The organism is Streptomyces sp. NPDC031340 (assembly GCF_055569945.1).
In genome coordinates this window covers 47,672-73,265 of sequence record NZ_JBVIIE010000039.1, presented here as the reverse complement: position 1 = coordinate 73,265, position 25,594 = coordinate 47,672, and the positions used below count along the sequence as shown (strand labels likewise).

The following is a 25,594-nucleotide window of genomic DNA, read 5'->3' as shown; positions in this document are numbered from 1 at the left end:
CTGGGGGGGTCGGCGGATTCACCCTAGCCGCAGGGCCAGCATCGCGATGTCGTCCTCCCGGTCGTGACCGAAACAGGTCAGGAGCGTGTCGCAGAGGGCGTCCAGGCCGGGCAGGGACCCGGCGGCGGCCGCCCGCAGCTGCTCCATGGAGACCGACAGGTCGGTGCCGCGGGTCTCGATCAGGCCGTCGGTGACCATCAGGAGCCGGTCGGTGCGTTCCAGCAGCACCTCGGTGGGCGGCGGATGGGGCACGCCCAGGCCCAGCAGCGGGCCCGCGGCCTCGACGTAGTCGGCGCCGCCGGAGTCCCGGACCACCAGCGGCGGGATGTGGCCCGCGTTCGCGACGCGGGTCCGCCCGGTGTCCGGGTCGATCAGGGCCAGGCAGACGGTGGCCGTGGCCTCGGGGTGGTAGTGCCGCAGCATCCGGTCCAGCCGCCCGGCGAGCACGGCCGGGTCGCTCTCCTCGACGCAGTAGGCGCGCAGCGCGTGCCGGATCTCCACCATGAGGGTGGCCGCCTCCAGCGAGTGCCCGACGACGTCGCCGACCACGGCGAGCACGCCCTCCCCGGTGCGCAGGACGGCGTAGAAGTCGCCGCCGATCTCGGTCTGCCGGGACGCGGGCACGTACCGCACGGCGACGTCGACGCCGGGCAGCGGCGGCAGCCGGTGCGGCTGGGGCAGGAAGCTGTGCTGGAGGGTGAGGGCGACGTGCCGTTCCGCCTGGTACATCAGCAGCGGCTCGGCGGCCAGGGCGGTCGCCTGGGCCAGCCGGGCCACCAGCGCCTCGTCCTCGGGGCCGATCCGGCGCATGCCCCGGGTGGGCGTGGCCAGGCACACCGGCGCCCTGCCCTCCTCGGTGAGGACCAGCGCCAGGCGGGCGTCGTGCTGCACGCCGGGCCGGAAGAACCCGGCGGGCCACAGTGGCGCCGGGACGGTGGTGAGCTGCAGCCCGGCCTGTCCGCGGGTGAGCCGCCTGAGCAGCGCGGTCACGGCCCGGTGGGCGTCCTCGTCCGGCAGCGCGAGCGAGGTGCGGTCGCGGGACACGCCGCGGTACAGCTCGTCGTCGGTGCCGAGGACGAAGACGGCGGCGGGGGTGCCGGTGAGCCGGGCGGTGCCCTCGGCCGCGGCGTCGGCGAGTTCCTGGAGGGAGCGCGCGGTCTGCACGGTGACGATCGCCTCCGACAGCAGCGTCAGCCGCCGCAGGACCGCCTGGTCGTCGGCGCGCAGCCGGGCGGCGCGGACCGCGGAGCGGACCACCGCGTCGATCTCCTCCGGCTCGGCGGGCACCGTCAGATACGCCTCGCCGCCCGCGTCGAGGCCGCGGTGGCGGTCGCCCGGAGCCCCGGCGGAGGCCGAGAAGTGCACCACGGGCAGGCCGGCCATGTGCGGCCGTGCCTTGAGCCGGCGGGTCAGTTCGAAGCCGCTCATGTCCGGCAGGCCCACGTCGACCAGGGCCACGTCGGGCAGGGTGCCCTTGCGCAGTCGTACGTCGAGTTCGTCGAGCGCCTCCCCGGCGGTGGCGACCGGGACGACCCGGTGGCCGGCCCGCCGCAGCACCCGGCCCAGGGCGTGCCGGCCGGCGGCCCCGTCCTCCACGACCAGCACGGTCATGTCGCTCGGCTTGCCGTCGACGTCCATATCAGCCCCTGGACAGCACCGGTGGGGCAGACCGCGGCGGCGGCCTGCCCCACCAAGGTAGTGCCCGAGCGCTAGCCGCGGGAGAAGACCGCCACGGTCCTGGCCGGAACGGTGAACGTCCCGGACCCGCGGTCGTAGGAGGCGGACTTGACGACCGGGTCCGACCCGTCGCGCTGCACCGGGTGCAGCCGGTAGGCCGTGCCCGCGAGGGCGTCGACCCGCTGCGTGCCCTCCTTCGGAGTCGCGTTGAACACGACGACGAGGTCACCCAGTTCCATGGTGATCACGCCCGGTGTCTCGTCCTTCCCCGACAGCGGGAAGGAGAGCTTCGACTGCACCTGGTCCGCGGTGGCGAGGGAGAAGACGTTCTCCGTGGTGCGGATCCGCAGCAGGTCCCGGTAGGCGGCCGAGGCCCCGTCGATCTGCGGGCAGCCCACCTTCACCGTGCCGAGCAGGGGCTTGGCGTACGGCCATTTGGAGGCGTTGTCGGCCGCCGGGGGCAGCCCGCGGCCGAAGCCGTTGCCGTCGGCGCAGTTCCAGTGGACGGCGTTGAACCAGTCGCCGCTGTCGTAGGAGTTGCGGTCCAGCGACTTCGAGCGCAGCAGGTCGGTGCCGGCCTGGGACAGGGACGGGCCCTGGGAGAGGGCGGCCGTCGCCATCGCGAGGACCTGCATCCGGGCCCGGTCGGCGGGGCTCGTCGACGCGGGCAGCTTGTAGGTCAGCGCGTCGAACAGGGACTCGTTGTCGTGCGCGTCCACGTAGGCGAGGGCGTCGCCGGGCGCGTCCGCGTAGCCGGCGGGCGAGCCGCCGTAGTCGACCTCGGCGCCGGTGACCTCCTTGCCGTCGGTGCCGGTGAAGCGGTACTTCGCGAGGTTGCCGGAAAGACCGACCTTGATCAGATCCTGGTAGTGCAGCAGGCGGGCCTTCTGCTCGGCCTGGGTGCCGTTGGCGGTGGAGGAGTTGGGGTCGGTGTAGAGGCCGGAGGCGAAGCCCTGGACGCCGGGGTCGGCGTCGAAGGGGCTGCCGCCGCGCACCGCGTCGCGGGCCCGGTCGGAGAAGGTGGCGATGCCGGTGCCGGCCATGTTCTTCTGCGTGGCCTGCACGAAGCGGGCGTCGTCGGCGACCTCGCCGAAGTTCCAGCCCTCGCCGTACAGGATGATCTTCTTGCCGTCGACGCCGTCCTTCGCGGGCGTCAGCGCGTCCAGGGCCTTGCGTACCGCCAGGATGTTGGCCTTCGGGTGGTGGCCCATGAGGTCGAAGCGGAAGCCGTCGACCTTGTACTCCTTGGCCCAGGTGACGACCGAGTCGACGACCAGCTTGCCCATCATGGCGTTCTCGGTCGCGGTGTTGGCGCAGCAGGTGCTGTTGGCGACCGAGCCGTCGGCGAGGAGGCGCTGGTAGTAGCCGGGCACGACCTTGTCCAGGACGGAGGTGTCCGCCTGGCCGCTGGCGGCGGTGTGGTTGTAGACGACGTCCATCACGACCCGGAGGCCGTCCTGGTTGAGCGCCTTGACCATCTTCCGGAACTGGACCGTGCGGGCCGTGCCGTCCGGGTCGGTGGCGTAGGAGCCCTCGGGGACCGTGTAGTGGTACGGGTCGTAGCCCCAGTTGTAGGCGTCCTTCGCGGCGGTCTTCGCCACGCACTCCTGCTGCTTGTCGGAGTCGGCCGGGTAGGACGCCAGGTCGCAGTCGGTGGTGGCCTGGTCGGCCTTCCGCTCGGGGATCGTCGCGATGTCGAACGCCGGCAGCAGGTGGACGTAGGAGGTGCCGGACTTGGCCAGCGCCCGCAGGTGCTTCGAGCCGTCGCTGTCCTTGTCGGTGAAGGCCAGGTAGGTGCCGGGGTGGGCGGAGGTGCGGTCCGCGACCGAGAAGTCGCGGATGTGCAGCTCCTGGATCTGGGCGTCCCTGAGCGGTACGGCGGCGGGCTTGGTGTACGTCGACCAGCCGCTCGGGGCGAGGGACCGGTCGTCGAGGTCGACGACCAGGCTGCGCTCCGAGTTCGCGGTGAGGGCCAGCGAGTAGGGGTCGGTGACCTTGTTGGTGACGATCTCGCGGACGCTGGGCGCCCACACCTTGACCAGGTACCGGTAGGGCTTGCCCTTCCAGGACGCCGGGCCGGTGACGGACCAGACGCCGGTGGCGGCGTCGCGCTTCATGGGGACGGCGGTGCCGGCCAGGTCCAGCTTCACGGACTGCGCGGTCGGCGCCCACACGGACAGGGTGGGCCGGCCGTGGCGGAAGACCGGGCCGAGCTTCGCCGCGGTCGCGTCGTACAGGTCGTCGAGCACGCCCGCGATCTGCACGCCGGTCGCCGCGAGCACCGCGCCGTTGGCCGCCCGCTGGGAGGCGACGACCTGGCCGCGCAGGGCCTCGCGGACCCGGTCGCGGTCGCGCGGGTCGACGGAGAACGCGGTGTAGTTCTTCAGGTGCGGGAACTTCGCCTTCTGGGCGTCGGTGAGGCCGGTCCTGGTCAGCCGCAGCCAGCGCTCGTCGTCGCTGGTCAGGGCACCGTCCTTGACGGTGATCGAGCCGTCGCGGGAGTAGACCAGCTGGGTGGAGGCGGCGGCGTCGGACCCGTTCCAGGCGACGGTGTTCCGGTCGATCCAGACCGCCTTGGAGGTGGTCAGGTCGAGCGCGGCCGCGCTGCCCGCGGGCTGCGGCAGCAGGTACTTCTCCTGGCCGTTCAACAGCCACACCTCATGACCGTCGGCCTTGAGGTCCAGGGACTGGTCGGCGGGCAGGTCCTTCTCGTCGCCCTTGTGGAGGATGTAGCTGAGGCTGGTGGCGCCGTCGCTGAGCGGCACCTCGAAGACCGCACCATAGGCATCAGTCTTCACCGGCTTCAGGGGGTTCGACCACTCGGTGGGGTTCGCGGCGCCCGTCCACACGTGCAGGCCCCAGCCGTCGTAGTCGCCGTCGGCGCGGTGGTAGTGCAGCACCGCCTTGCTGGTGTCCTGGGCGGGGTAGTCGGGCCGCTGCGTCTGTACGTCGGCCTTGCCCTGCTCGATCCAGACCTCACCGGTCTTGGTGACGTCGATGGACCGGTCGGCGGAGACGTCCTTGTTGCCGTCCTTGTCGATGACGAGGAAGCCGATGTTCGAGGCGCCCGGCTTCAGCTTGACGTAGGCGAAGGCGCCGTAGGCGTCGCGGCCCGTGAACGGGTGGCTGGCCGGCCAGTTCGTGGCCTCGCCGTCGGCGAGGTCGCCCCAGGCGTACAGGCCCCAGTCGGCGTAGTCGCCGTCGGCGCGCTTGTAGTGGACGACCGCGTAGTCGCGGGAGGAGGCGGTGGGGACCTCCTCGGCGGGCGGGGTGCCGGTGGTGCTGCTCGCCGTGGCGCTCGCGGTGTGCCCGGCCGAGTCGATCACGACCGCCTTGTAGCGCAGGGCGGTGCCGGCCGGTACGTCCTTGCCGATGACCTGTGTGACCTTGTAGGGGGCGTGGTCGGCGGAGCCGAGGACCTTCCAGGGGCCGTTGCCGGTCTGGGCGGCGAAGACGACCCGGTTGAGCCGACCGCCGTCGGTGTCGGCGCCGATCTCGACGGTGCCGGTGGCTCCGGCCGCCGGGGCGGTCAGGGTGACGGTCGGCTTGACGGCCGGGGCGGCGAGCCGGCCCGCGGCCTTCAGCACGATCGCCGAACCGGCCGGGACGGTGACGGTGATCTTCTTGTCGGCGTCCGAGGTGACCGCGGCGCGGGTGCCGTAGAGGCCGGTGAACCGCATCGCCGCGGAGCCGGTCGGGAAGGTCGCCGTCTTGGCCTCGGCGGCGTTGTTGAAGGCGACGACGTACTCGGCGCCGGTCTTGGCGTCGGTGCGGGAGAAGGCGTAGACGCCGGCGCCGTCGGCCGCGTAGCGCTCGGTCTGCACGCCGTCGGCGAGCGCCGGGTTGGCCTTGCGGAGCCTGGACAGCGCCGCGATCTGCCGGTACAGCGGGGCGGCCCGGTCGTAGGCGTCGCTGGCGTGGGTGCGGTCGGTGCCGATCTCGTCGTCGTCGAGGTAGTCGGCGACCTTCGAGGCGAACATGGTCTGGCGGGCGTCCTTGTCGCCGCCGGAGCCGGTGAAGCCCTGCTCGTCGCCGTAGTAGACGACCGGGTTGCCGCGGCTGAGGAACATCAGCTCGTTGGCCAGCTCGTCCTTCTTCAGCAGCTCGGCGTCGGTGGCCTTCGGGTTGTCCTGGTTCAGGAAGTAGCCGATGCGGCCCATGTCGTGGTTGCCGAGGAAGGTGACCTGCTCGTAGGCGTTGGCCTTGTCGGTCGTGTACTTGTAGTCGTCGCCGAAGACGGAGGCGAGCTTCCGCGCGCTGCCGCCCTGGGAGGCGTACTGGCGGGCCGCCTCCTGGAAGGGGAAGTCGAGGGTGGCGTCGAGGCGGCCCTGGGTGACGTAGGGCGAGGTGATGGACGTGTCCGCCGAGTAGACCTCGCCGAACATGAAGAAGTCGTCCCGGCCGCGCTTCTTGGCGTACGCGTCGAGGGCGGTGGCCCACTGGGTCCAGAAGTCCATGTCGACATGCTTGACGGTGTCGATGCGGAAGCCGTCGATGTCGAAGTCGCGCACCCAGCGCTGGTAGATCTTCTCCATCCCCTTGACGACCTCGGGACGCTCGGTCCACAGGTCGTCCAGCCCGGAGAAGTCGCCGTACGTGGTGGACTCGCCGGCGTACGTGGAGTCGCCCCGGTTGTGGTACATCGTCGGGTCGTTGAGCCAGGACGGGACCTTGTCCGCGCCGGTGGCCTTCGGGGTGCGCGGGAAGGAGTCGGCGTCGACCGCGGGGAAGCCGCGGGTGCCGTCCGCGTAGTCGGCGTCGTCGAAGGGCTCGCCGTCCTTCGTCAGGTACGGGAAGGCGCCCTTGGAAAGGTAGTTGTAGGACTTCTCCTCGTAGTCGACGACGTCGGCGGTGTGGTTGGTGATGACGTCGAAGAAGACCTTCATGCCCTTGGCGTGCGCCTTGTCGATGAGGGTCTCGAGGTCGGCGTTGCTGCCGAAGTGCGGGTCGACCTGGGTGAAGTCGGTGATCCAGTAACCGTGGTAGCCGGCCGACGCGTTGTCGCCGGTCCCCTGCACGGGCCGGTTCTTGAAGATCGGGGCCATCCAGATGGCGGTGGTGCCCAGACCCTTGATGTAGTCGAGCTTCTTCGTCAGGCCCTTGAGGTCGCCGCCCTGGTAGAAGCCCTTGTCGGTGGGGTCGTAGCCGGTGGACAGCCGGCTGCCGGTCAGGCCGCCCTTGTCGTTGGCGGTGTCACCGTTGGCGAAACGGTCCGGCATGACGAAGTAGAACTGCTCCCGGGTGTCGTCGTGCCGGGCGGGCTCGGCGGCGAGCCTCGCGTCGGACGGCGGCGGGGGCGGGGTGTCGGCCCTGGCGGCGAGGGGCTGGACGAGTGCTGCGGCCAGTGCGGTCACGGTGACCGCAGCGACTCGTCCGGCATGCGCGGTACGGCGCCTCGACGGCGTCGGCCATCTCGGTATCACAGACGTGGACTCCTTGCGCTTACGGCCCTGTTGGCGCTTACGGCTCTGGTGGGTCCGATTCCGCGCGACCGTATCGCCGTCGAAACGCTTACAGCAAGAGTCCTGAAAGAACTGGTAAGAACTTTCAACCACGCATGCGGTGGATCAGCAGCTCGACTTGCCCGCGTAGATCGCCAGGGCGGTGTTCGCGCCCAGGGTGGCGGTGAACTGGCCGCTGCCGTTCACCGTCACGGTCGTGTTGTTCTGCACGTTGCAGTACGTGCCCGCGGGCAGCGAGGTCTGGTAGGTCCGGCTCAGCGCGCCCGACTCGTGGTTGATGGCGACGTAGCCCTTGGCGCCCCGCCCGAAGCCGATCGCGTCGCCGCCGTTGTCCCACCAGTCGGTCACCGACTGGCCCCGCACCGCGTTGCGGAAGGCGACCATGGACTTGATCTCCGGCCAGGCGTGCTGGCACTTCCAGCCGTCCTGCCAGCAGGCGTTCACCTGGCCGCCGTTGGGCGGACCGGCGTCCGTGTCGGACCACTCGTAGCCGGAGTTGACGTCCGGGGCGCCGTAGGGCCAGGCGAGCATGAAGACGTTGGCCAGGGTGTAGTTGGCGCCGTCCTTGTAGTTCAGGGTGGAGCCGTTGCGCTCGGTGTCGTGGTTGTCGACGAAGACGCCGGCCACCGAGCTGCTCATGTACCCCCAGCCCTCACCGTAGTTCTTCAGGTAGGCGAGGTTCTCGTTGTTGAAGACGCGCTTGAGGTCGTAGGCGTAGCGGAACTCCTGCACGTCGCCGTTGCCGGTGTACTCGGTGGGCTGGACGGCCTCCCCGCTGCCGTAGATGACCTCCTGCTTCCAGTAGGCGTTCGGGTTCGTCAGCCGGGACTTGATGTTGGCGAGGTCGGCGGTGTCGATGTGCTTGGCCGCGTCGATGCGGAAGCCGTCGACGCCGAGGGTGAGCAGGTCGTTCAGGTACCCCGCGATGGTCTTGCGGACGTACTCCTCCCCCGTGTCCAGGTCGGCGAGGCCGACCAGTTCGCAGTGCTGGACGTTCCAGCGGTCCTGGTAGTTCGAGATCTGCGCGGTGCAGTCGTCGAAGTCGTAACTGGAGTACAGCCCTGGGTAGTTGTACTTCGTGTACGACGAGCCGCCGGTGCCGGTGCCGCTGCCCGCCGACATGTGGTTGATCACCGTGTCGACGACGACCTTGACGCCGGCCGCGTGACAGGTGTTCACCATGCTCTGGAAGGCCGTGCGGTCGCCGAGACGGCCGGCGATCCGGTAGCTGACGGGCTGGTACGACGTCCACCACTGCGAGCCCTGGATGTGCTCGGCGGGCGGTGAGACCTGGACGTATCCGTAGCCGGCCGGGCCGAGGGTGCCGGTGCACTCCTTGGCGACCGAGGCGTAGTTCCACTCGAAGAGGACCGCGGTGACGTCCTTGGTGCCGGGTGGGGAGGCGTGGGCGGTTCCGGGGGCCAGGACGGCTGCCGCCGTGGCGGCGAGCGCGGTCGCGGTGACGGACCATCTCCGTATCACGGTGGGGGCTCCTTGCGGTGACGGCCGGGCGTCGTTGCCGGGCGGCGGTGACCGTACCGCTACCGAAAGGGTTGCAGCAAGGGTCGTGCAATTCACAGCAAGAGTTTTCAGTTCCGTAGCTGGAAGCAGGTACCCGCACAACGCGGCCCGGTCACCGTGGGAACGGTGACCGGGCCGCCGCGCGCGTCAGGCGCCGGGCGTCAGGCCGTCGTCCACCAGACCGTGGTGTCGGCGGGCAGCTTCGCCTCGCCGTCCGCCGTCTCGGCGATCTCGCCGCTGGCCAGCAGGACCCGGCCGTAGGACGGGGTGGTCACCGGCTCGCCGGCGGTGTTGGCGACGCACACGAAGTCGCCGCGGCGGAAGGCCAGTACGCCCTCCGGTGCGCGCAGCCACTCCACCGCGTCGCCCGCGCCCAGGTCGGGGTGGGAGCGGCGCAGGGCGAGGGCTGAGCGGTACATCTCCAGCGTGGAGCCGGGGACGCCGGTCTGCGCCTCGACGCTCAGCTCGCCCCAGCCCGCCGGCTGCGGCAGCCAGCTGCCGGCGCCGCCGAAGCCGTACGACGACCCCGTGCGCGTCCACGGGATCGGCACCCGGCAGCCGTCGCGGAAGCCGTCCTGGCCCGCGCCGCGGAAGTACGCCGGGTCCTGGCGCACCTCGTCGGGCAGGTCGACGACGTCCGGGAGGCCGAGTTCCTCGCCCTGGTAGACGTAGGCGGAGCCGGGCAGCGCCAGCATCAGCAGGGTCGCCGCCCGGGCGCGGCGCAGACCCAGTTCGCGGTCGCCGGCGAGGCGGATCTGGGTGCCGAGGCCGGGCGGGTTGGCGAAGCGGGTGGCGTGCCGGGTGACGTCGTGGTTGGACAGCACCCAGGTGGCGGGGGCGCCGACCGGGCGCATCGCCTCCAGCGTGCGGTCGATGACCTCGCGCAGCTCCGCCGCGTCCCAGGCGGTCGCCAGGTACTGGAAGTTGAAGGCCTGGTGCAGCTCGTCCGGGCGGACGTAGTTGGCGGTCCGCTCGACGGTCGGTGTCCACGCCTCGGCGACGAAGATCCGGTCACCCGCGTACTCGTCGAGGATGAGGCGCCACTGGCGGTAGATCTGGTGCACGCCGTCCTGGTCGAAGAACGGCATGACATCGTTGCCCAGCAGCTTCAACTGGTCGTGGGAGCCGAGGTCGGGCAGGCCGTCGGCCTTCACCAGGCCGTGGGCGACGTCGATGCGGAAGCCGTCGACGCCCATGTCGAGCCAGAAGCGCAGGATGGAGCGGAACTCGTCGCCGACGGCCGGGTGGTCCCAGTTGAAGTCGGGCTGCTCGGGAGCGAAGAGGTGCAGGTACCACTCGCCGGGGGTGCCGTCCGGTTCGGTGACCCGGGTCCAGGCCGGGCCGCCGAAGATGGACTCCCAGTCGTTGGGCGGCAGTTCGCCGTCCGCGCCCTTGCCGGGGCGGAAGTGGTAGCGGTCGCGCAGCGGGGAGTCGGGGCCCTCGCGCAGCGCCCGCTTGAACCACTCGTGCTGGTCGGAGGAGTGGTTGGGCACCAGGTCGACGATGATCCGCAGGCCGAGCGCGCGGGCGTCGCGGATCAGCGCGTCGGCGTCCAGCAGGTTGCCGAACATGGGGTCGACGGCCCGGTAGTCGGCGACGTCGTAGCCGGCGTCGGCCTGCGGCGAGGCGTAGAAGGGGCTGAGCCACACGGCGTCCACCCCGAGGTCGCGCAGGTACGGCAGACGGGTGCGGACGCCTTCCAGGTCGCCCATGCCGTCGCCGTTGCTGTCGGCGAAACTGCGCGGATAGACCTGGTAGATCACCGCGTCCCGCCACCAGTCGCTGCGCTTGGCGACGGTGGCGACGGCTGCTCGGGAGGAAGGCGTCGGGGCCGGGTCGGCGGAGTGCTGCTGGCTCATGGCGTCCTTGGTGACGAGGATCGGGTGGTGGATACGGCGGCGGGTGACGAGGCGGCCGCGGTGACAGCGGGGCCGGACAGGAGCCGCGGCCGCCTCGGGTTCCGGGGGCGTCAGCCCTTCGTGCCGCCCGCGGTGAGTCCGGTGACCAGGTTCTTCTGCACAAGGTAGAAGAACGCGGAGACCGGTATCGCGATCAGCACCGCGGTCGCGGCCATCAGGTTGCGCTGCGCGTCGTGCTCGCTGACGAAGGTCTGCAGACCGACGGCGAAGGTGTACTTCGTGTCCGACAGCATGAACGTCGACGCGAACGCGACCTCGCCGAAGGCCGTGAGGAAGCTGTAGAAGGCGGCGACGGCCAAGCCCGGCTTGGCGAGCGGCAGGATCAGGCGGGCGAACGTGCCGAACGGGGTCAGCCCGTCGACGCGTCCGGCCTCGTCGATCTCGAAGGGGATCGTGTCGAAGTAGCCCTTCAGCAGCCACGCGCAGTACGGCACCGCGGTCGAGCAGTACACCAGGATCAGGCCGAGGTAGGTGTCGATGAGCTGCAGGTCCGACAGGATCTGGTACATCGGCACCATCAGCACCGCCACCGGGAACATCTGGGTGACCAGGAGGACCCACATGAACTTACGGTAGCCGGGGAAGCGCATCCGGGAGACCGCGTAGCCGGTCGTCGCGGCGATCATGACGCCGATGACCGTGGTGCCGAGCGAGACGATCAGGGAGCTCTTCAGCCAGTCGAAGAACTCGGTGTGCTGGACGACGAACGAGTAGTTGTCGAACGTCATCTTCGCCCAGATGCCACCCGGGTGGAGGTAGTCGTCCTTGTCCGGGCCGAGGGACAGGTAGAGCAGCCAGACGATCGGGAAGAGGGCGATCAGGCTCGCCGTGATCAGGATGCCGTGCGAGGCGATCACGGCGCCCGGGCTGCGCTCGCCGCGCCCGCGGGCCCTGCGCGGCGGGGCGGCCGCGGCGTCCTTCTTGGTCACGTCGGCGGAGGTCTCGACGGTGGTCGTACTCATGAAAGCTCCTGCCTCAGATCGCGAGCTGCTGCTCGTTGCGGTTCAGCCAGCGGCGGTAGAAGGAGGTGAAGACGATCAGAATGGCCAGCAGCAGGATGCCGTACGCGGCCGACTGCGCGAAGTCACGCGGCTGCTGTCCGAAGCCGAGGTAGTAGGCCCACGTCACGAGGATCTGGGCGTCGGCGGCGGTGTTGCCGAACAGCAGGAAGATCACGGCGAACTGGTTGAAGGTCCAGATGATGCCGAGCAGGACGACGGTGGAGCTGACGGACCGCAGGCCCGGAAGGGTGACGTAGCGGAACCGCTGCCAGGCGGTGGCGCCGTCCATCTCGGCGGCCTCGTACAGCGAGGAGTCGATGGACTGCAGGCCACCGAGCAGCGAGACCATCATGAACGGCACACCGCACCAGGTGTTGACCATGATCGCGGCGAACCGCTGCCAGAAGGTGTCCTCGAGCCAGTCCGGCGCCGGCAGGTGCAGGGAGTCGAGGAAGAGGTTGATGATGCCGCCGTCGGCGAGCATGAAGCGCCAGCCGAAGACGGTGACGAAGGTCGGCACGGCCCAGGGCAGGATCAGGATCAGCCGGTAGACGGTACGGCCGCGCATCCGCTGGTTGAGCAGCAGGGCGAGGCCCAGGCCGATCGAGTAGTGCAGGGCGACGCACAGCGCCGTCCACGCGATCGTCCAGATGAAGTGCGACCAGAAGCGGTCGTACGACGTCGCGCCGAACAGGATGTCCTTGTAGTTGTCGAGCCCGATGAACTTGTAGGTGGCGTCGATGTGGTTGACGCCGATCGTGCGCGCGGTGTTCAGGCTGTTGGCGTCGGTGAGGGTGAGGTAGAGGCCGTACGCCAGGGGGTACAGCACGAGGACGCCGAGGACGATCGCCACCGGGGTGATCATCACGTAGGCGTACCAGTGCCTTCGGTAGCTGTTCTTCAGGCGCCGGCCCAGCCCGGGCTTCGGCGCGCGGTCACCGCGGCGCCTGCCGGTCGCGCGGTCGATGGCGACTGTCATGTTCGACACCTTCTGGAAGTTCAACGGGGCGGGCCGGGCACAGGCCGGTGCCGCCGGGCCCCCCTGCGTTTCCGGGGGATCCGGCGGCCGATCGGGCTTACTTGCTGAAGTCGGGCACCAGCTTGGCGATGGCCAGCTCGGCGTTGCTCAGACCCTTGTCGAGCGACTCCTTGCCGCCGGCGATCTTCGGCAGCTCGGTGTCCAGCGGGCCCCACAGGGAGCTGTACTCCGGCAGCGCGGGCCGCGGCTGGGCGGCGGGCAGCACGGTCTGGTAGCCGGCGATGCCCGGGTCGGCCTTGACCTCGGCCGTGTAGGCGTCGTCACGGGTCGGCAGGGTGGAGTTCTTCAGCGCGATCTGCGTCTGCGTCTTCGCGGAGGTCATGAAGTTCACGAACTTCAGCGCCGCCTTCTGGTGCGCCGAGTCGGAACCGGCGTACACCGACAGGTTGTGGCCGCCGGTCGGGGCGCCCGCCTTGCCGCTGGAGCCGGCCGGGACGGTGGCGATGCCGAGGTTGGACTTGTCCGAGAAGGCCGAGCCCTTGTAGAAGTTCGTGATCTCCCAGGGGCCCTGGATGATCGCGGCGACCTTGCCGTTGACGAACGCGTCCTGGATGTGGGCGTAGGCGTCGGCGGTGGTGTCGGCCTTGTGCAGACCCTTGCCGGAGAACATGTTCAGCCAGGTGCCGTAGGCCTTCTTCGCGGCGTCCGAGTTCACGGTGACCTTCTTGGCGGCGGCGTCGACGGTGTCGGTGCCCTCGCCGTAGAGGAAGGTCTGCGCGTAGTAGGCCTGGGTGGAGCCCCAGTAGCCGTCGACCTTGGCCTTGGTCTTGATCTTGGCGGCGTCGGCCTTCAGCTCGTCCCAGGTCTTGGGGGCCTCGGTGATGCCGGCCTTCTCGAACAGGGCCTTGTTGTAGACCAGCGCGAGGGTGTCGGTGACCAGCGGCACGCCGTAGGTCTTGCCGTCGTACTTGGCCTGCTCGATCAGGTTGGGCTGGAACTTGCTCTGGTCCGCGAGGGCCTCGGTGCCGTCCAGCGGCAGGAAGTAGCCCTTCTTGGCGAAGGCGGGGGTCCAGCCGACCTCGCTGCGCAGCACGTCCGGGGCGCCCTTGGAGCCGGCGGCCGTGTCGAACTTGTTCTGCGCCTGGTCGAAGGGCACGTTGACGTACTTGACCTTGATGCCCTTGTTGGCGGCCTCGAACTGCTTGACCAGGGCCTTGTAGGTCGGCGCCTCGTTCGTGGCGTTGGAGGTGTCCCACCAGGTGATGGTGACCGGACCGTCGGCCTTGTTGTCGCCGCTGTCGCTTCCGCCGCAGGCCGTCGCCGCGAGGGCGAGGGACGCCACCAGCGCGGTGGCCGCTATGCCACGCCGCATGAGTTCTCCTTGAGGGTGAAAGCCCGTGTGGTGCGGGGGGCGGCCCCGTCTGCCGCTCCCTGCTGTGTTGCCGACTGCGCCGTTGCCGCGGCCGGGCGACAGGGAACGTAACAGCGATGTAAGCGCAGCGAAAGACCTTGCTGCAAAAAACTGCAAGACGATTCGAGAGTTACTCGCCCGTGACCTGTTCTCGACCCCCCGGAAACCCCCTATCGAGGCCGTTGAGCGCGGTGCGGGGCACCTGTGCAAGACTCTGCAAGCTCTTGCCATATGTTTCCGACGGGGGAATCATCCCTTGCGGACGGACGCCGACGACGGACGCCTACGAAGAACACGAGGGACCGCGATGACGCAGCAGCCCGCAGCGGGCCGTGCAACCGGCCGCGCACGGCGTCCGATTGGTGCGCAAAGCGACATGCGCCCGCTACAGTCGAGTCCTGTGACCACACGGCTTGCCGATATCGCTGCTCAGGCGGGGGTGAGCGAAGCGACCGTCAGCCGCGTCCTCAACGGGAAGCCGGGCGTCGCCGCCACCACACGCCAGTCCGTGCTGGCCGCACTCGACGTGCTGGGCTACGAACGCCCGGTGCGGCTGCGGCAGCGCAGCGAGGGCCTGGTGGGCCTGATCACCCCGGAGCTGGAGAACCCCATCTTCCCGGCGCTCGCCCAGGTCATCGGCCAGGCGCTGACGCGGCAGGGCTACACCCCGGTGCTGGCCACCCAGACCCCGGGCGGCTCGACGGAGGACGAACTGACCGAGATGCTCGTCGACCGCGGGGTCGCCGGGATCATCTACGTCTCCGGACTGCACGCCGACACCACCGCCGACATGGAGCGCTACGACCGGCTGCGCGCGCAGGGCGTGCCGTACGTGCTGGTGGACGGCTTCTCGCCGAAGGTGCAGGCGCCGTTCATCTCCCCCGACGACCGCGCGGCGATGACGCTGGCGGTCACGCACCTGGTGTCGCTGGGGCACACCCGGATCGGGCTGGCCCTGGGTCCGAAGCGGTTCGTGCCCGTGCAGCGCAAGATCGAGGGGTTCGTGCGCGCCATGCAGGACCAGCTGGGGCTGAGCGCGGAGACCATCGAGTCGGAGCTGGTCCAGCACTCGCTCTACACCCTGGAGGGCGGCCAGGCCGCCGCGACCGCGCTGATCGACCGGAACTGCACGGCGGTGGTGTGCGCGAGCGACATGATGGCGCTCGGCGCGATACGGGCCGCCCGGCAGCACGGTCTGGAGGTCCCGAAGGACTTCTCCGTCGTCGGCTTCGACGACTCCCCGCTGATCGCCTTCACCGACCCGCCGCTGACCACGATCCGCAAGCCGGTCCCGGCGATGGGGCAGGCCGCGGTGCGCACGCTGCTGGAGGAGATCGGCGGGACGCCCGCGCCGCACAGCGAGTTCGTGTTCATGCCGGAGTTGGTGGTGCGCGGGTCGACCGCTTCGGCGCCCGGGGAGCGGAGCCGGTCCTAGCCTGGGCGGAGAACGTGCGGTGCGGACCCGACGGAGAACGTGCGGTGCGGACCCGACGGAGAACGTGCGGTGCGGACCCGACCGGGGGATGATCGGGGCAGAAGGCGTTTCTGGCAGACTTTGTGCCTATGGGTGACTCGACCGTGACCAGGCCGGAAGACCGCGGGCAAGTGGCCGTTCCGCAGGCCGTCACGGGCGTCGACCAGCCGGGCCGGCTGCGCCGGCTGCGTTCTCCGGGCCGGCCCCGCATCTGGATCGAGATCCTGCTGATCGCGGTGAGTTACTGGACGTACTCGCTGATCCGCAACGCCGTCCCGGAGCAGCGTACCGAGGCGCTGCGCAACGCCGACTGGATCTGGCAGACGGAGCGTCACCTGGGCATCGCCGTCGAGGATTCCGTCAACCATGGCCTGAACTCGGTGACCTGGCTGATCGTCGGCATGAACTACTACTACGCCACCCTGCACTTCGTGGTGACGCTGGGTGTGCTGGTGTGGCTGTACCGCAGTCACCCGGGCCGGTACGCGGCGACCCGGCTGGCGCTGTTCTCGACGACCGGTGTGGCCCTGGTCGGTTACTACCTGTATCCGCTGGCTCCTCCGCGTCTGATGCGCGGCGACGGCTTCGTGGACACGGTCATGATCCACGACACGTGGGGCTCGATGGCCTCCGGCGACCTGAAGCACATGTCGAACCAGTACGCCGCGATGCCGTCGATGCACATCGGCTGGTCCATGTGGTGCGGGCTGACGATCTTCGCGCTGGCCCGGCTGCCGTGGGTGCGGGTGCTGGGTCTGCTCTACCCGACGGCGACACTGGTGGTCATCGTCGCCACGGCCAACCACTTCTGGCTCGACGCGGTGGGCGGCCTGCTGTGCCTCACCTTCGGCTTCGCGGTGGCACGGGTCTGGTACGGCAGCATGCCGTACGCGCTGTCCCGGGGAGTGCCGGCGCAGGTGGTGCCGGCGGGGGCTCTGGCGGGGGTTCCGGAGCCGGGCACCGCGCCTCAGGCCCCGTAGAGGCGCGCCCCACGGGCCTTGGAGCCGCGCCTCAGGTGGAGCCGCGCCTCACGCCCCGTAGAACAGCGTCTCCGCCACGCCCCGCGCGCGGCGGGCCGTGCGCCGGTACGCGTCGAGCATGTCGCCGACGTGCCCGGGGCCGTACCCCAGGTAGCGCCCCACCGCGGCCAGCTCCCGCGCGTTCGACGGGAACGTGTCGCCGGCCCGTCCCCGCACGAGCATCACGGCGTTGCGCACCCGGGTCGCCAGCACCCAGGCCTCGTCGAGGACGGCGGCGTCCTCCTGCTCGATCAGGCCGGCCGCGGCCGCGGCCGCGAGCGCCTCGCGGGTGCGGGTGGTGCGCAGGCCCGGCTCGGCCGCCCCGTGCCGCATCTGCAGCAGCTGGACCGTCCACTCCACGTCCGACAGGCCGCCCGGGCCCAGCTTGGTGTGCAGCTTCGGGTCGGCGCCGCGCGGCAGCCGTTCCGACTCCATCCGCGCCTTCAGCCGGCGGATCTCCCGCACGGCGTCCTCCTCCAGCCCCCGCGCCGGATAGCGCAGCGGGTCGACGAGCTCGACGAAGGCGCGTCCCAGGTCCTCGTCGCCGGCGACCGGCTCGGCCCGCAGCAGCGCCTGCGCCTCCCACACCAGCGACCAGCGGCGGTAGTAGGCCTCGTACGACTTCAGGGTGCGCACCAGCGGGCCGGACTTGCCCTCCGGGCGCAGGTCGGCGTCGATGAGCAGGGGCGGGTCGGCGCTGGGCAGCTGGAGCAGCCGCCGCATCTCGGCGACGACATTGTTCGCCGCGTCCGCCGCCTCCCGCTCGTCGACGCCCTCCCGCGGCTCGTGCACGAACAGCACGTCCGCGTCGGAGCCGTAGCCCAGCTCGTGCCCGCCGAAACGTCCCATTCCGATGACCGTGAACCGGGTGGGCAGCGTGTCCCCCCAGCCGTCCCTGACCACCGCGCGCAGGGTGCCCGCGATCGTCGCCGCCGTCAGGTCCGACACCGCGGCGCCGACCCGGTCCACCAGCGCGCCCTGATCGGCCTCGGCCGGCTGGGCCTCGGTGCCGTAGGAGCCGACGATGTCGGCGGCGGCCGTACGGAACAGCTCCCGGCGCCGTACGCCGCGGGCCGCGTCGACCGCCTGCTCGACGGTTCCTGCGCGGCCGACCGCGGCGAGGATCTCCTGCTCCAGCTGCGCCCGCCCGCGCGGCTTCAGGCCGCCGGCGTCGCCGTCGCCGAGCAGCGCCACCGCCTCGGGGGCGCGCATCAGCAGGTCCGGGGCGAGCCGCCCGGCCGACAGCACCCGCGCGAGGTTCTCCGCGGCGGCGCCCTCGTCGCGCAGCAGCCGCAGGTACCACGGCGTCTTGCCCAGCGCGTCCGACACCTTGCGGAAGTTCAGCAGGCCGGCGTCCGGGTCGGCGGAGTCCGCGAACCAGCCGAGCAGCACGGGCAGCAGGGTGCGCTGGATGGCCGCCTTGCGGCTCACGCCGGACGCCAGGGCCTCCAGGTGGCGCAGGGCCGCCGCCGGGTCCGCGTAGCCGAGCGCGACCATCCGCTCGCGGGCCGCCTCCGGACTCAGCCGCGCCTCGCCGGGGGCGAGCTGGGCGACCGCGTCGAGCAGCGGGCGGTAGAACAGCTTCTCGTGCAGGCGCCGTACCGCGCCGGTGTGCCGCCGCCACTCGCGGTCCAGCTCGGCGGCCGGGTCGATGCGCAGGCCCAGGGAGCGGCCGAGGCGACGCCGGTCGGCCTCCTCCACGGGCACCAGGTGCGTGCGCCGCAGCCGGTACAGCTGGATACGGTGCTCCATGGAGCGCAGGAAGCGGTAGGCGTCCTCCAGCTGGACCGCGTCGGCGCGGCCCACGTACCCGCCCCTCGCCAGCGCCTGCAGCGCGTCCAGGGTGGTGCCGCTGCGCAGCGAGGCGTCCGCCCGTCCGTGGACCAGTTGCAGGAGCTGGACGGCGAACTCGACGTCGCGCAGGCCGCCCGGGCCGAGCTTCAGCTCCCGGTCGATCTCCGTGGCGGGGATGTTCTCGACGACCCGGCGCCGCATCTTCTGCACGTCCGCGACGAAGTTCTCGCGCTCGGCCGCCTGCCACACCAGGGGGTGGAGCGCGGCGATGTACTCCTCGCCGAGCGCGAGGTCGCCGGCGACCGGGCGGGCCTTGAGCAGGGCCTGGAACTCCCAGGTCTTGGCCCAGCGCTGGTAGTAGGCGACGTGGCTGCTGAGGGTGCGGACGAGGGGGCCGTTGCGGCCCTCGGGGCGGAGGTTCGCGTCGACCGGCCAGATCGAGCCCTCGACGGTCGTCTCCGAGCAGATCCGCATCATGTGCGAGGCGAGCCTCGTGGCGGCGCGGATCGCCTTGCCCTCGTCGGCGGCGTCGGCGGGACCGGCGGGGTCGGGGTCGGCGGGCTGGCCGACGAAGATGACGTCCACGTCGGAGACGTAGTTCAGTTCGTGGCCGCCGCACTTGCCCATCGCGATCACCGCGAGCCGGCACAGCGCGGCGTCGTCGGGGGCGGCGGCGCAGGCCAGGGCGAGGGCGGCGCGCAGGGTGGCGGTGGCGAGGTCGGCGAGTTCGGCGGCGGTCTGGGCGACGTCGATGGTGCCGCAGACGTCGCGGGCGGCGATGGACAGCAGGCAGCGGCGGTAGGCGACGCGGAGTGCGACCGGGTCGGTGGCGCCGGCCAGGCCCCGCTCGAACTCCGGCACGCCGGGGTGCAGGTCGTGCGGCTCGTACGTGACGAGCGCCTCCCAGTCCCGGGGGTGGCGGGCGAGGTGGTCGGCGAGGGCGGCGGACGCGCCGAGCACGCCGAGGAGGCGGTCGCGGAAGGGCTTGGCCGCGGTGAGGGTGTCGAGCAGTTCGCGGCGGGCGGTGGGGGCCGGGCCGGGCTGGGCCTCCAGGAGGCGGACCAGGCCGTGCAGGGCAAGGTCGGGGTCGGCGGTGGCGCCCAGCGCGTCGAGGAGGATCGGGTCGTTGCGTACGGCGGTGAGTTCCGGGCTGTCCAGGAGGCGCTCGGCGGCCGAGGGGTCGGTGAAGCCGTGCCGCAGGAGCCGTATGAAGGTGCTGCTTCTGCGCCCCGGCGCGGTCATCCTCGGCCTCCTGTCGGAACACGGCGGTACGCGTCGAGCCTAACTGCCTGCGGCGGCGTGTGCGTTGTGCCTGCGGCTGCGGGGGCGTGGTGCGTGGTGCCTGCGGCGGCCTGGGCGGGTTTCGGGGGGTGCGCGTTGCGCGGGCGGTGGCGGGTGGGTCGGGGCCGGGACGGGGGTGTCCGTCCTCGGAACGGCGCGGAATCGGGGGTTCGAGAGGTACTGGGGTTGACGCGCCAACCGCTGCGGGCGGACACCCCCGTCCCGTCCCCTTCCCGCCGTGCGCGGCCGCGGGTCACGCCCTCGCTCGGGTGTGCTTCACCGCCGTACGCGGGCGCGGGTCGCGCAACGGCACACCGGTGGCGCTACGGCTTCACCGGCGTGGGCGGGTGTGGGTGGCGGGGTGGTTCGGGGGGCGCTTCAGTAGTTCACGTGGACTTCATCCGGTGGGGTGGGTGAGTGGGGAGTGGGAGGCTTTTGACGTGTGCATGCTTTCCACTGTCATCCCTGTCCCCTCCGGGAGGTAGATGTGTCCGGCAGTTTCGTGTTCCGACGCAGCCGTGCCGCGCTCGCGTCCTTCGGTCTCACCGCGGCGGCCGCCGGTCTGTGGGCCGGTCTCGGCGGCTCGTCGTCCGCCGCGACCGGCGTGCCGGCCCCGGACCACGTCGTGGTCGTGGTCTTCGAGAACCACGCCTACAGCCAGGTGATCGGCTCCTCCAGCGCCCCGTACATCAACTCGCTGAAGTCCGGCGGCGCCAACCTCACCCAGGCGTACGCCGAGACCCACCCGAGCCAGCCCAACTACTACGCGATGTTCTCCGGCTCGACGCAGGGCGTCACGGACGACAGCTGCGTCACGCCGGGCTTCTCGTCGGCCGCCAACCTGGCCTCCGAGGTGATCGCCGCGGGCGGTACCTGGGCCAGTTACAACGAGTCGCTGCCCAGCCAGGGCTCGACCACGTGCAGCAGCGGGAACTACGCCCAGAAGCACAACCCGTGGTTCGGCTTCAGCAACGTGCCGACGTCGAGCGCCAAGACGCTGGCGCAGTTCCCGACCGACTACTCGACGCTGCCCGACGTGTCGTACGTGATCCCGAACCTGTGCAGCGACATGCACGACTGTTCGGTGTCGACCGGTGACACCTGGCTGAAGAACAACCTCGGCGCGTATGCCACGTGGGCCAAGACGCACAACAGCCTCCTGGTCGTCACCTTCGACGAGGACAACCGGCTCAGCGGCAACCGCATCCCGACGGTGCTGTACGGGCAGCCGGTGACGGCCGGGTCGTCGACCTCGACGACGTACAACCACTACGACCTGCTGCGGACGCTGGAGGACTCGCAGGGGCTGAGCAGCCACGCGGGCAACGCGGCCTCCGCCAAGGACATCACGGGCATCTGGGCGTCCTGACATGTACGTAGCGGACAGCCGTGCGACGCCGGCGTCCGCGGACGGCGCCGTCCGGCCCCTGGCCGGGCGGCGCGTCGCGGTCGCGCCCACGGTTCTCGCGCTCGGCGCGGTCAGCCTGATCACCGACGTGTCGTCGGAGATGGTGACGGCGGTGCTGCCGCTGTACCTGGTGGCGGGGCTGGGTCTGTCACCGTTGGGATTCGGGCTGCTGGACGGCGTCTACAACGGGTTCTCGGCGCTGGTCCGGCTGGCCGGGGGCCACCTGGCCGACCGGGGCGGGGGCCGGCACAAGTGGGTGGCCGGAGTCGGGTACGGGGTCTCGGCCGTGTGCAAGCCGCTGTTGCTGGTGGCGCATTCGCTGACGCCGATCGGGCTGGTGCTGGCCGCCGACCGCACCGGCAAGGGGCTGCGCACCGCCCCGCGCGACGCGCTGATCTCCCTGTCGTCCACGCCGGAGACACGGGGGCGCGCCTTCGGTGTGCACCGGGCCATGGACACGGCGGGCGCGCTGCTGGGGCCGCTGGTGGCGTTCTGGATCCTGCGGGCCACGGTGGACGGCTACGACGCCGTCTTCACGGTGAGCTTCTGCGTCGCCGTGGTGGGCGTGCTGGTGCTGGTGCTGTTCGTGCCGGGCGGGGCACGGTCGGGGCCGGTGTCCGAGCGGCCCACGCTGCGGGCGGCGGTGGGGCTGCTGCGGCGGCGGGAGCTGCGCCGGCTGACGGTGTGCGCGGTGCTGCTGGGGCTGGCGACGGTCAGCGACTCGTTCGTCTATCTGTTGTTGCAGCGCCGTACGGGGGTCGCCGACCGGTGGTTCGCGCTGCTGCCGCTGGGGACGGCCGCCGCGTTCCTGCTGCTGGCGGTGCCCTTGGGGCGGCTGGCGGACCGGGCGGGGCGGTGGCGGGTGTTCCTGGCCGGGCACGGGGCGCTGCTGCTGGCGTACGGGCTGCTGCTCACGTCGTGGCACGGGGCCGCGATGCCGTACGCCGTCCTGGCGCTGCTCGGCGGTTTCTACGCCGCGACCGACGGTGTGCTGATGGCGGCGGCGTCGGACGGGGTTCCGGAGGAGCTGCGCTCGTCGGGGCTGGCGGTGGTGCAGACCGGGCAGGCGCTCGCCCGGTTCGCGTGCTCGCTGGGCTTCGGCGCGGCCTGGACGCTGTGGGGCGACCGTACGGCGCTGCTGGCGTCGACGGCGGCGCTGGCGGTGTGCGCGGCCGTGTCCGCGCTTGTGCTGAGGAAGGGCTCTGCTTCATGACCGCTCGTAACCGCGTCATCGTCCTGCTGTCGGCCGTGGTGGTGCTGGCGGCGGTCGCGGTGGCGTCCGTGCTGCACGCGTCGGCGCGCGCGGAGCGCCGGGACCAGGCACGGCCGGGCGGGCCGCGGGTGACCTCCGGGCGGGTCGGTCTCACCGCGCCGGGCCGCCTGGTGTTCCGCAACATGGCCTGGGGTCCGCACCGCGACGAGCTGACCACGGTCGCGGCCTCGGATCCGGCGGGGCCCAGGGTTGCCTCGGGCGTCAAGTGCCTGCGCCTGCACGCCGCCGCGGGCACGGGCGTGTGCCTGCAGGCGGTGCACGGCGCGGTCTCGGACACCTACCGGGCGCTCGTCCTGGACGCGCGTCTGCGGGTGAGGGCCCGTTACGACGTGTCCGGCATCCCCTCCCGGGCCCGGGTCTCGCCGACCGGCCACCTGGCCACGTGGACCGCGTTCGTCGGCGGCGACTCGTACGCGGGGACGGACTTCTCGACGCGGGCGGCGATCGTGGACGTGCGCACGGGGAAGCTGATCCCGTCCCTGGAGGCGTTCCGGATCCTGAAGGACGGGCGCCGTTATCGCTCGTCGGACGTGAACTTCTGGGGCGTGACGTTCGCCGCGGACGACCGCACGTTCTACGCGACGCTGGCGACGAAGGGGCGCACCTACCTGGTCCGCGGCGACCTGCGCGCCCGCACGGTCACCACCCTGCGCGCGAACGTCGAATGCCCGTCCCTCTCCCCCGACGGCACCCGCATCGCGTTCAAGAAGCGGGTGCCGGGCCTGCCGAAGGACGCCCCGTGGCGCCTGTACGTCCTCGACCTGCGCACGATGCGCGAGACCCCGCTGGCAGAACCCCGCAGCGTCGACGACCAGGCCCTCTGGCACAACACCGACACCCTCGTCTACGCCCTCCCGGGCGACTACGGAGCCGACCTGTACGAGGTACGGGCAGACGGCACGGGCAAGCCACGGCGCATCAGCCCGGCGGCGGTCTCGCCCGCCTACCTCTAGCGAGTTGCGTCTGCTTCGATTCAGGACCTCATGCGGTACAAGCGCGAGGACGACCAGCGTCGCCATGACGCAGCCGGCGAACTGGCACAACTCGGCCAGGAACTGGGGTGCCGCCCTATGCGGTAAAGCTCTGGGTCACGGGACCTCTCGTGCCCGTAGCCTGCACTCGTGATGGAGGAAGACGAGGCCAGCCCGGCCGTCCGCGTCGGAGGTGACCGCTATCGAGCGATCAGCCTGCGCTTCCACCAGCTGACACGCTCCTTCCCGGAAGAGCGTGGTGACCTGATGCGCGACTTCCTCGTGACAGCTCAAGGTGAGTCGGCGCGTATCGAGGTCATGGTGAGAACCTGGGACGGTGACGGCCTCGACGTCTTCCTTGCCGAGCTGGCAGAAGCGTTTCGGGGATGGAACGGCACCAGGACCTGGCGCTCTCTTGAGGACGACTTGACGCTGGCTGCCGAGCACAAAGGATCACACGTCCGATTGACGTGGGGGCTGCACGACCATCCCCCCGACAACGAGTGGCACTTCGAAATGACCACCATCCATGCTCCTGGAGAAGACATGCGCCGCCTCGCCATCGAGATGCGTGCCTTCCTGGAGTCGGACCCGCTGTAGTGAGCGGAGACAGCTCGTCGGTCTTCTGACCTTCAGCCGGTCCGACTCCTCGTTGACCCAGGGCACACGAACACGACAGGGCCGGCGGTCCATGACCGTCGGCCCTGTTCGGGAAGCGGGGCTGGGCGGCGGCTACAGCACCGGCAGCAGGTTCTTCAGTTCGAAGGCGGTGACCTCGGAGCGGTACGCCTCCCATTCCTGGCGCTTGTTGCGGAGGAAGAAGTCGAAGACGTGTTCGCCCAGGGTTTCGGCGACCAGGTCGCTGCGCTCCATGAGGGAGAGGGCCTCGCCGAGGTTCTGCGGGAGGGGCTCGATGCCCATCGCGCGGCGTTCGGCGTCGGAGAGGGCCCAGACGTCGTCCTCGGCGCCCGGCGGGAGCTCGTAGCCCTCCTCGATGCCCTTCAGGCCCGCGGCGAGCAGGACGGCGTACGCCAGGTAGGGGTTGGCGCCGGAGTCCAGGGAGCGGACCTCCACGCGCGCGGAGCCGGTCTTGCCGGGCTTGTACATCGGCACGCGGACCAGGGCGGAGCGGTTGTTGTGGCCCCAGCAGATGTAGGAGGGGGCCTCGCCGCCGGCGCCGGCGGTGCGCTCGGAGCCGCCCCAGATGCGCTTGTAGGAGTTCACCCACTGGTTGGTGACCGCCGAGGTCTCCGCCGCGTGCCGCAGCAGGCCCGCGATGAAGGAGCGGCCGACCTTGGAGAGCTGGTACTCGGCACCCGACTCGTAGAAGGCGTTGCGGTCGCCCTCGAAGAGGGAGAGGTGGGTGTGCATGCCGGAGCCGGGGTGCTCGGAGAACGGCTTCGGCATGAACGTCGCCTGCACGCCCTGCTCCAGCGCCACCTGCTTCATCACCAGGCGGAACGTCATGAGGTTGTCCGCCGTGGAGAGCGCGTCGGCGTAGCGCAGGTCGATCTCCTGCTGGCCGGGGGCGCCCTCGTGGTGGGAGAACTCCACCGAGATGCCCATCGACTCCAGCATGGTGATCGCCTGGCGGCGGAAGTCCATGCCGATGTTCTGCGGGGTGTGGTCGAAGTAGCCGGAGTTGTCGGCCGGGGTCGGGCGGGAGCCGTCCACCGGCTTGTCCTTCAGCAGGAAGAACTCGATCTCCGGGTGGGTGTAGAAGGTGAAGCCCAGGTCGGAGGTGCGGGCCAGGGCGCGCTTGAGGACGTAGCGCGGGTCCGCGAAGGACGGTGAGCCGTCCGGCATCAGGATGTCGCAGAACATGCGGGCGGTGCCGGGGGCCTCGGCGCGCCAGGGCAGGATCTGGAAGGTCGACGGGTCCGGCTTGGCGATCATGTCGGACTCGTAGACCCGGGCGAAGCCCTCGATCGCCGAGCCGTCGAAGCCGATGCCCTCGTCGAAGGCCTGCTCCAGCTCGGCGGGGGCCACGGCCACGGACTTGAGGAAGCCCAGCACGTCCGTGAACCACAGGCGTACGAACCGGATGTCGCGCTCCTCCAACGTCCGGAGCACGAACTCCTGCTGCTTGTCCATCTTCCGCTTCCCCATCCTTGCTGGTCAGGCCGTTCGTCTCCCCGCCACGGGAGGCGGTCGGGCACCTGAGCATCCCACCACAACAGCATTTCATGCGCGTTGCCGCCCATGATCGGCCGTCCGACCCCGGCCTGAACGCCTCACGTCCGGCAGGTGTACGGCGGTGACGGGCCGACGCCCATCCGCGACGCCCACCGCCCATCTTGCCTGTTCGCGCCGACATCCGTAATGGCCGGTTGTGGGCGTGCGTGAGCGACGCCACGTCCACTTAATTTGCATCTCAAATGCAAGTTTTACTAGCGTGATCGAT

General features: G+C 70.8%; 15 protein-coding genes. 6 read left to right on the top strand and 9 right to left on the bottom strand.

Going from position 1 to position 25,594, the window contains the following annotated elements; translation table 11 throughout:
* Positions 1-18: 18 nt before the first annotated feature.
* From ACZ5GT_RS27455 to ACZ5GT_RS27425, 7 genes are all read right to left on the bottom strand, one after another.
* On the bottom strand, positions 19-1,638 hold the full coding sequence (locus ACZ5GT_RS27455) for a SpoIIE family protein phosphatase (RefSeq protein ID WP_469031584.1): 1,620 nt from the start codon (positions 1,636-1,638) through the stop codon (positions 19-21).
* Positions 1,639-1,709: 71 nt separating this feature from the next.
* Positions 1,710-7,100, bottom strand: coding sequence for a pullulanase-type alpha-1,6-glucosidase (gene pulA, locus ACZ5GT_RS27450; protein ID WP_469031583.1), 5,391 nt, complete (start codon positions 7,098-7,100; stop codon positions 1,710-1,712).
* A gap of 144 nt (positions 7,101-7,244) precedes the next feature.
* A complete protein-coding gene (locus tag ACZ5GT_RS27445) occupies positions 7,245-8,621 on the bottom strand; it encodes an alpha-amylase (RefSeq protein ID WP_469031582.1) in 1,377 nt (458 codons plus the stop codon).
* 200 nt (positions 8,622-8,821) lie between these two features.
* Positions 8,822-10,519: a glycoside hydrolase family 13 protein gene (locus ACZ5GT_RS27440; RefSeq protein WP_469031581.1), complete on the bottom strand. Its 1,698-nt coding sequence runs from the start codon at positions 10,517-10,519 to the stop codon at positions 8,822-8,824.
* A 110-nt stretch (positions 10,520-10,629) separates the two neighbouring features.
* The gene (locus tag ACZ5GT_RS27435) at positions 10,630-11,541 is read right to left on the bottom strand and encodes a sugar ABC transporter permease (protein ID WP_469031580.1); all 912 of its coding nucleotides are present in this window, start codon (positions 11,539-11,541) and stop codon (positions 10,630-10,632) included.
* Positions 11,542-11,554: 13 nt separating this feature from the next.
* The gene (locus tag ACZ5GT_RS27430) at positions 11,555-12,559 is read right to left on the bottom strand and encodes a carbohydrate ABC transporter permease (RefSeq protein ID WP_469031579.1); all 1,005 of its coding nucleotides are present in this window, start codon (positions 12,557-12,559) and stop codon (positions 11,555-11,557) included.
* Positions 12,560-12,656: 97 nt separating this feature from the next.
* On the bottom strand, positions 12,657-13,931 hold the full coding sequence (locus ACZ5GT_RS27425) for an extracellular solute-binding protein (protein ID WP_469031578.1): 1,275 nt from the start codon (positions 13,929-13,931) through the stop codon (positions 12,657-12,659).
* Between the two features lie 439 nt (positions 13,932-14,370).
* On the opposite strand from ACZ5GT_RS27425, the gene ACZ5GT_RS27420 reads away from it, so the two are divergent.
* Positions 14,371-15,405 carry a LacI family DNA-binding transcriptional regulator gene (locus ACZ5GT_RS27420; protein ID WP_360752398.1) on the top strand — a complete coding sequence of 345 codons (1,035 nt, stop codon included), beginning with the start codon at positions 14,371-14,373 and terminating at the stop codon, positions 15,403-15,405.
* 128 nt (positions 15,406-15,533) lie between these two features.
* Positions 15,534-16,424 carry a phosphatase PAP2 family protein gene (locus tag ACZ5GT_RS27415; protein ID WP_469031577.1) on the top strand — a complete coding sequence of 297 codons (891 nt, stop codon included), beginning with the start codon at positions 15,534-15,536 and terminating at the stop codon, positions 16,422-16,424.
* A gap of 48 nt (positions 16,425-16,472) precedes the next feature.
* Here the strand turns inward: ACZ5GT_RS27415 and ACZ5GT_RS27410 are convergent, their stop codons facing one another.
* A complete protein-coding gene (locus ACZ5GT_RS27410; RefSeq protein WP_469031576.1) occupies positions 16,473-19,499 on the bottom strand; it encodes a bifunctional [glutamine synthetase] adenylyltransferase/[glutamine synthetase]-adenylyl-L-tyrosine phosphorylase in 3,027 nt (1,008 codons plus the stop codon).
* 526 nt (positions 19,500-20,025) lie between these two features.
* Here ACZ5GT_RS27410 and ACZ5GT_RS27405 point away from each other — a divergent pair.
* The 4 genes from ACZ5GT_RS27405 (at position 20,026) to ACZ5GT_RS27390 (ending at position 23,790) form a co-directional block, all read left to right on the top strand.
* Positions 20,026-20,907 (top strand): alkaline phosphatase family protein, encoded by an 882-nt coding sequence (locus tag ACZ5GT_RS27405; protein ID WP_469031575.1) that lies wholly within the window; start codon positions 20,026-20,028, stop codon positions 20,905-20,907.
* Position 20,908: 1 nt separating this feature from the next.
* A complete protein-coding gene (locus tag ACZ5GT_RS27400; protein WP_469031574.1) occupies positions 20,909-22,159 on the top strand; it encodes an MFS transporter in 1,251 nt (416 codons plus the stop codon).
* Entirely contained in the window at positions 22,156-23,172 is a 1,017-nt protein-coding gene (locus ACZ5GT_RS27395) for a TolB-like translocation protein (protein ID WP_469031573.1), read from the top strand. The genes ACZ5GT_RS27400 and ACZ5GT_RS27395 overlap by 4 nt, the downstream gene beginning before the upstream one ends.
* Before the next feature lie 171 nt (positions 23,173-23,343).
* Positions 23,344-23,790 (top strand): DUF6228 family protein, encoded by a 447-nt coding sequence (locus tag ACZ5GT_RS27390; protein ID WP_469031602.1) that lies wholly within the window; start codon positions 23,344-23,346, stop codon positions 23,788-23,790.
* Between the two features lie 132 nt (positions 23,791-23,922).
* Here ACZ5GT_RS27390 and glnA read toward each other — a convergent pair whose 3' ends face one another.
* A complete protein-coding gene (gene glnA, locus ACZ5GT_RS27385; RefSeq protein WP_324784541.1) occupies positions 23,923-25,284 on the bottom strand; it encodes a type I glutamate--ammonia ligase in 1,362 nt (453 codons plus the stop codon).
* Positions 25,285-25,594 lie beyond the last annotated feature (310 nt).

Excerpts from the sequence above, each read along its gene's own strand:
- ACZ5GT_RS27400 (WP_469031574.1), top strand. The coding sequence starts at position 20,909 with ATGTACGTAGCGGACAGCCGTGCGACGCCGGCGTCCGCGGACGGCGCC.
- ACZ5GT_RS27410 (WP_469031576.1), bottom strand. The coding sequence starts at position 19,499 with ATGACCGCGCCGGGGCGCAGAAGCAGCACCTTCATACGGCTCCTGCGG.
- glnA (WP_324784541.1), bottom strand. The coding sequence starts at position 25,284 with ATGGACAAGCAGCAGGAGTTCGTGCTCCGGACGTTGGAGGAGCGCGAC.
- ACZ5GT_RS27395 (WP_469031573.1), top strand. The coding sequence starts at position 22,156 with ATGACCGCTCGTAACCGCGTCATCGTCCTGCTGTCGGCCGTGGTGGTG.
- ACZ5GT_RS27435 (WP_469031580.1), bottom strand. The coding sequence starts at position 11,541 with ATGAGTACGACCACCGTCGAGACCTCCGCCGACGTGACCAAGAAGGAC.
- ACZ5GT_RS27425 (WP_469031578.1), bottom strand. The coding sequence starts at position 13,931 with ATGCGGCGTGGCATAGCGGCCACCGCGCTGGTGGCGTCCCTCGCCCTC.
- ACZ5GT_RS27415 (WP_469031577.1), top strand. The coding sequence starts at position 15,534 with ATGGGTGACTCGACCGTGACCAGGCCGGAAGACCGCGGGCAAGTGGCC.
- ACZ5GT_RS27455 (WP_469031584.1), bottom strand. The coding sequence starts at position 1,638 with ATGGACGTCGACGGCAAGCCGAGCGACATGACCGTGCTGGTCGTGGAG.
- ACZ5GT_RS27390 (WP_469031602.1), top strand. The coding sequence starts at position 23,344 with ATGGAGGAAGACGAGGCCAGCCCGGCCGTCCGCGTCGGAGGTGACCGC.
- ACZ5GT_RS27430 (WP_469031579.1), bottom strand. The coding sequence starts at position 12,559 with ATGACAGTCGCCATCGACCGCGCGACCGGCAGGCGCCGCGGTGACCGC.
- ACZ5GT_RS27440 (WP_469031581.1), bottom strand. The coding sequence starts at position 10,519 with ATGAGCCAGCAGCACTCCGCCGACCCGGCCCCGACGCCTTCCTCCCGA.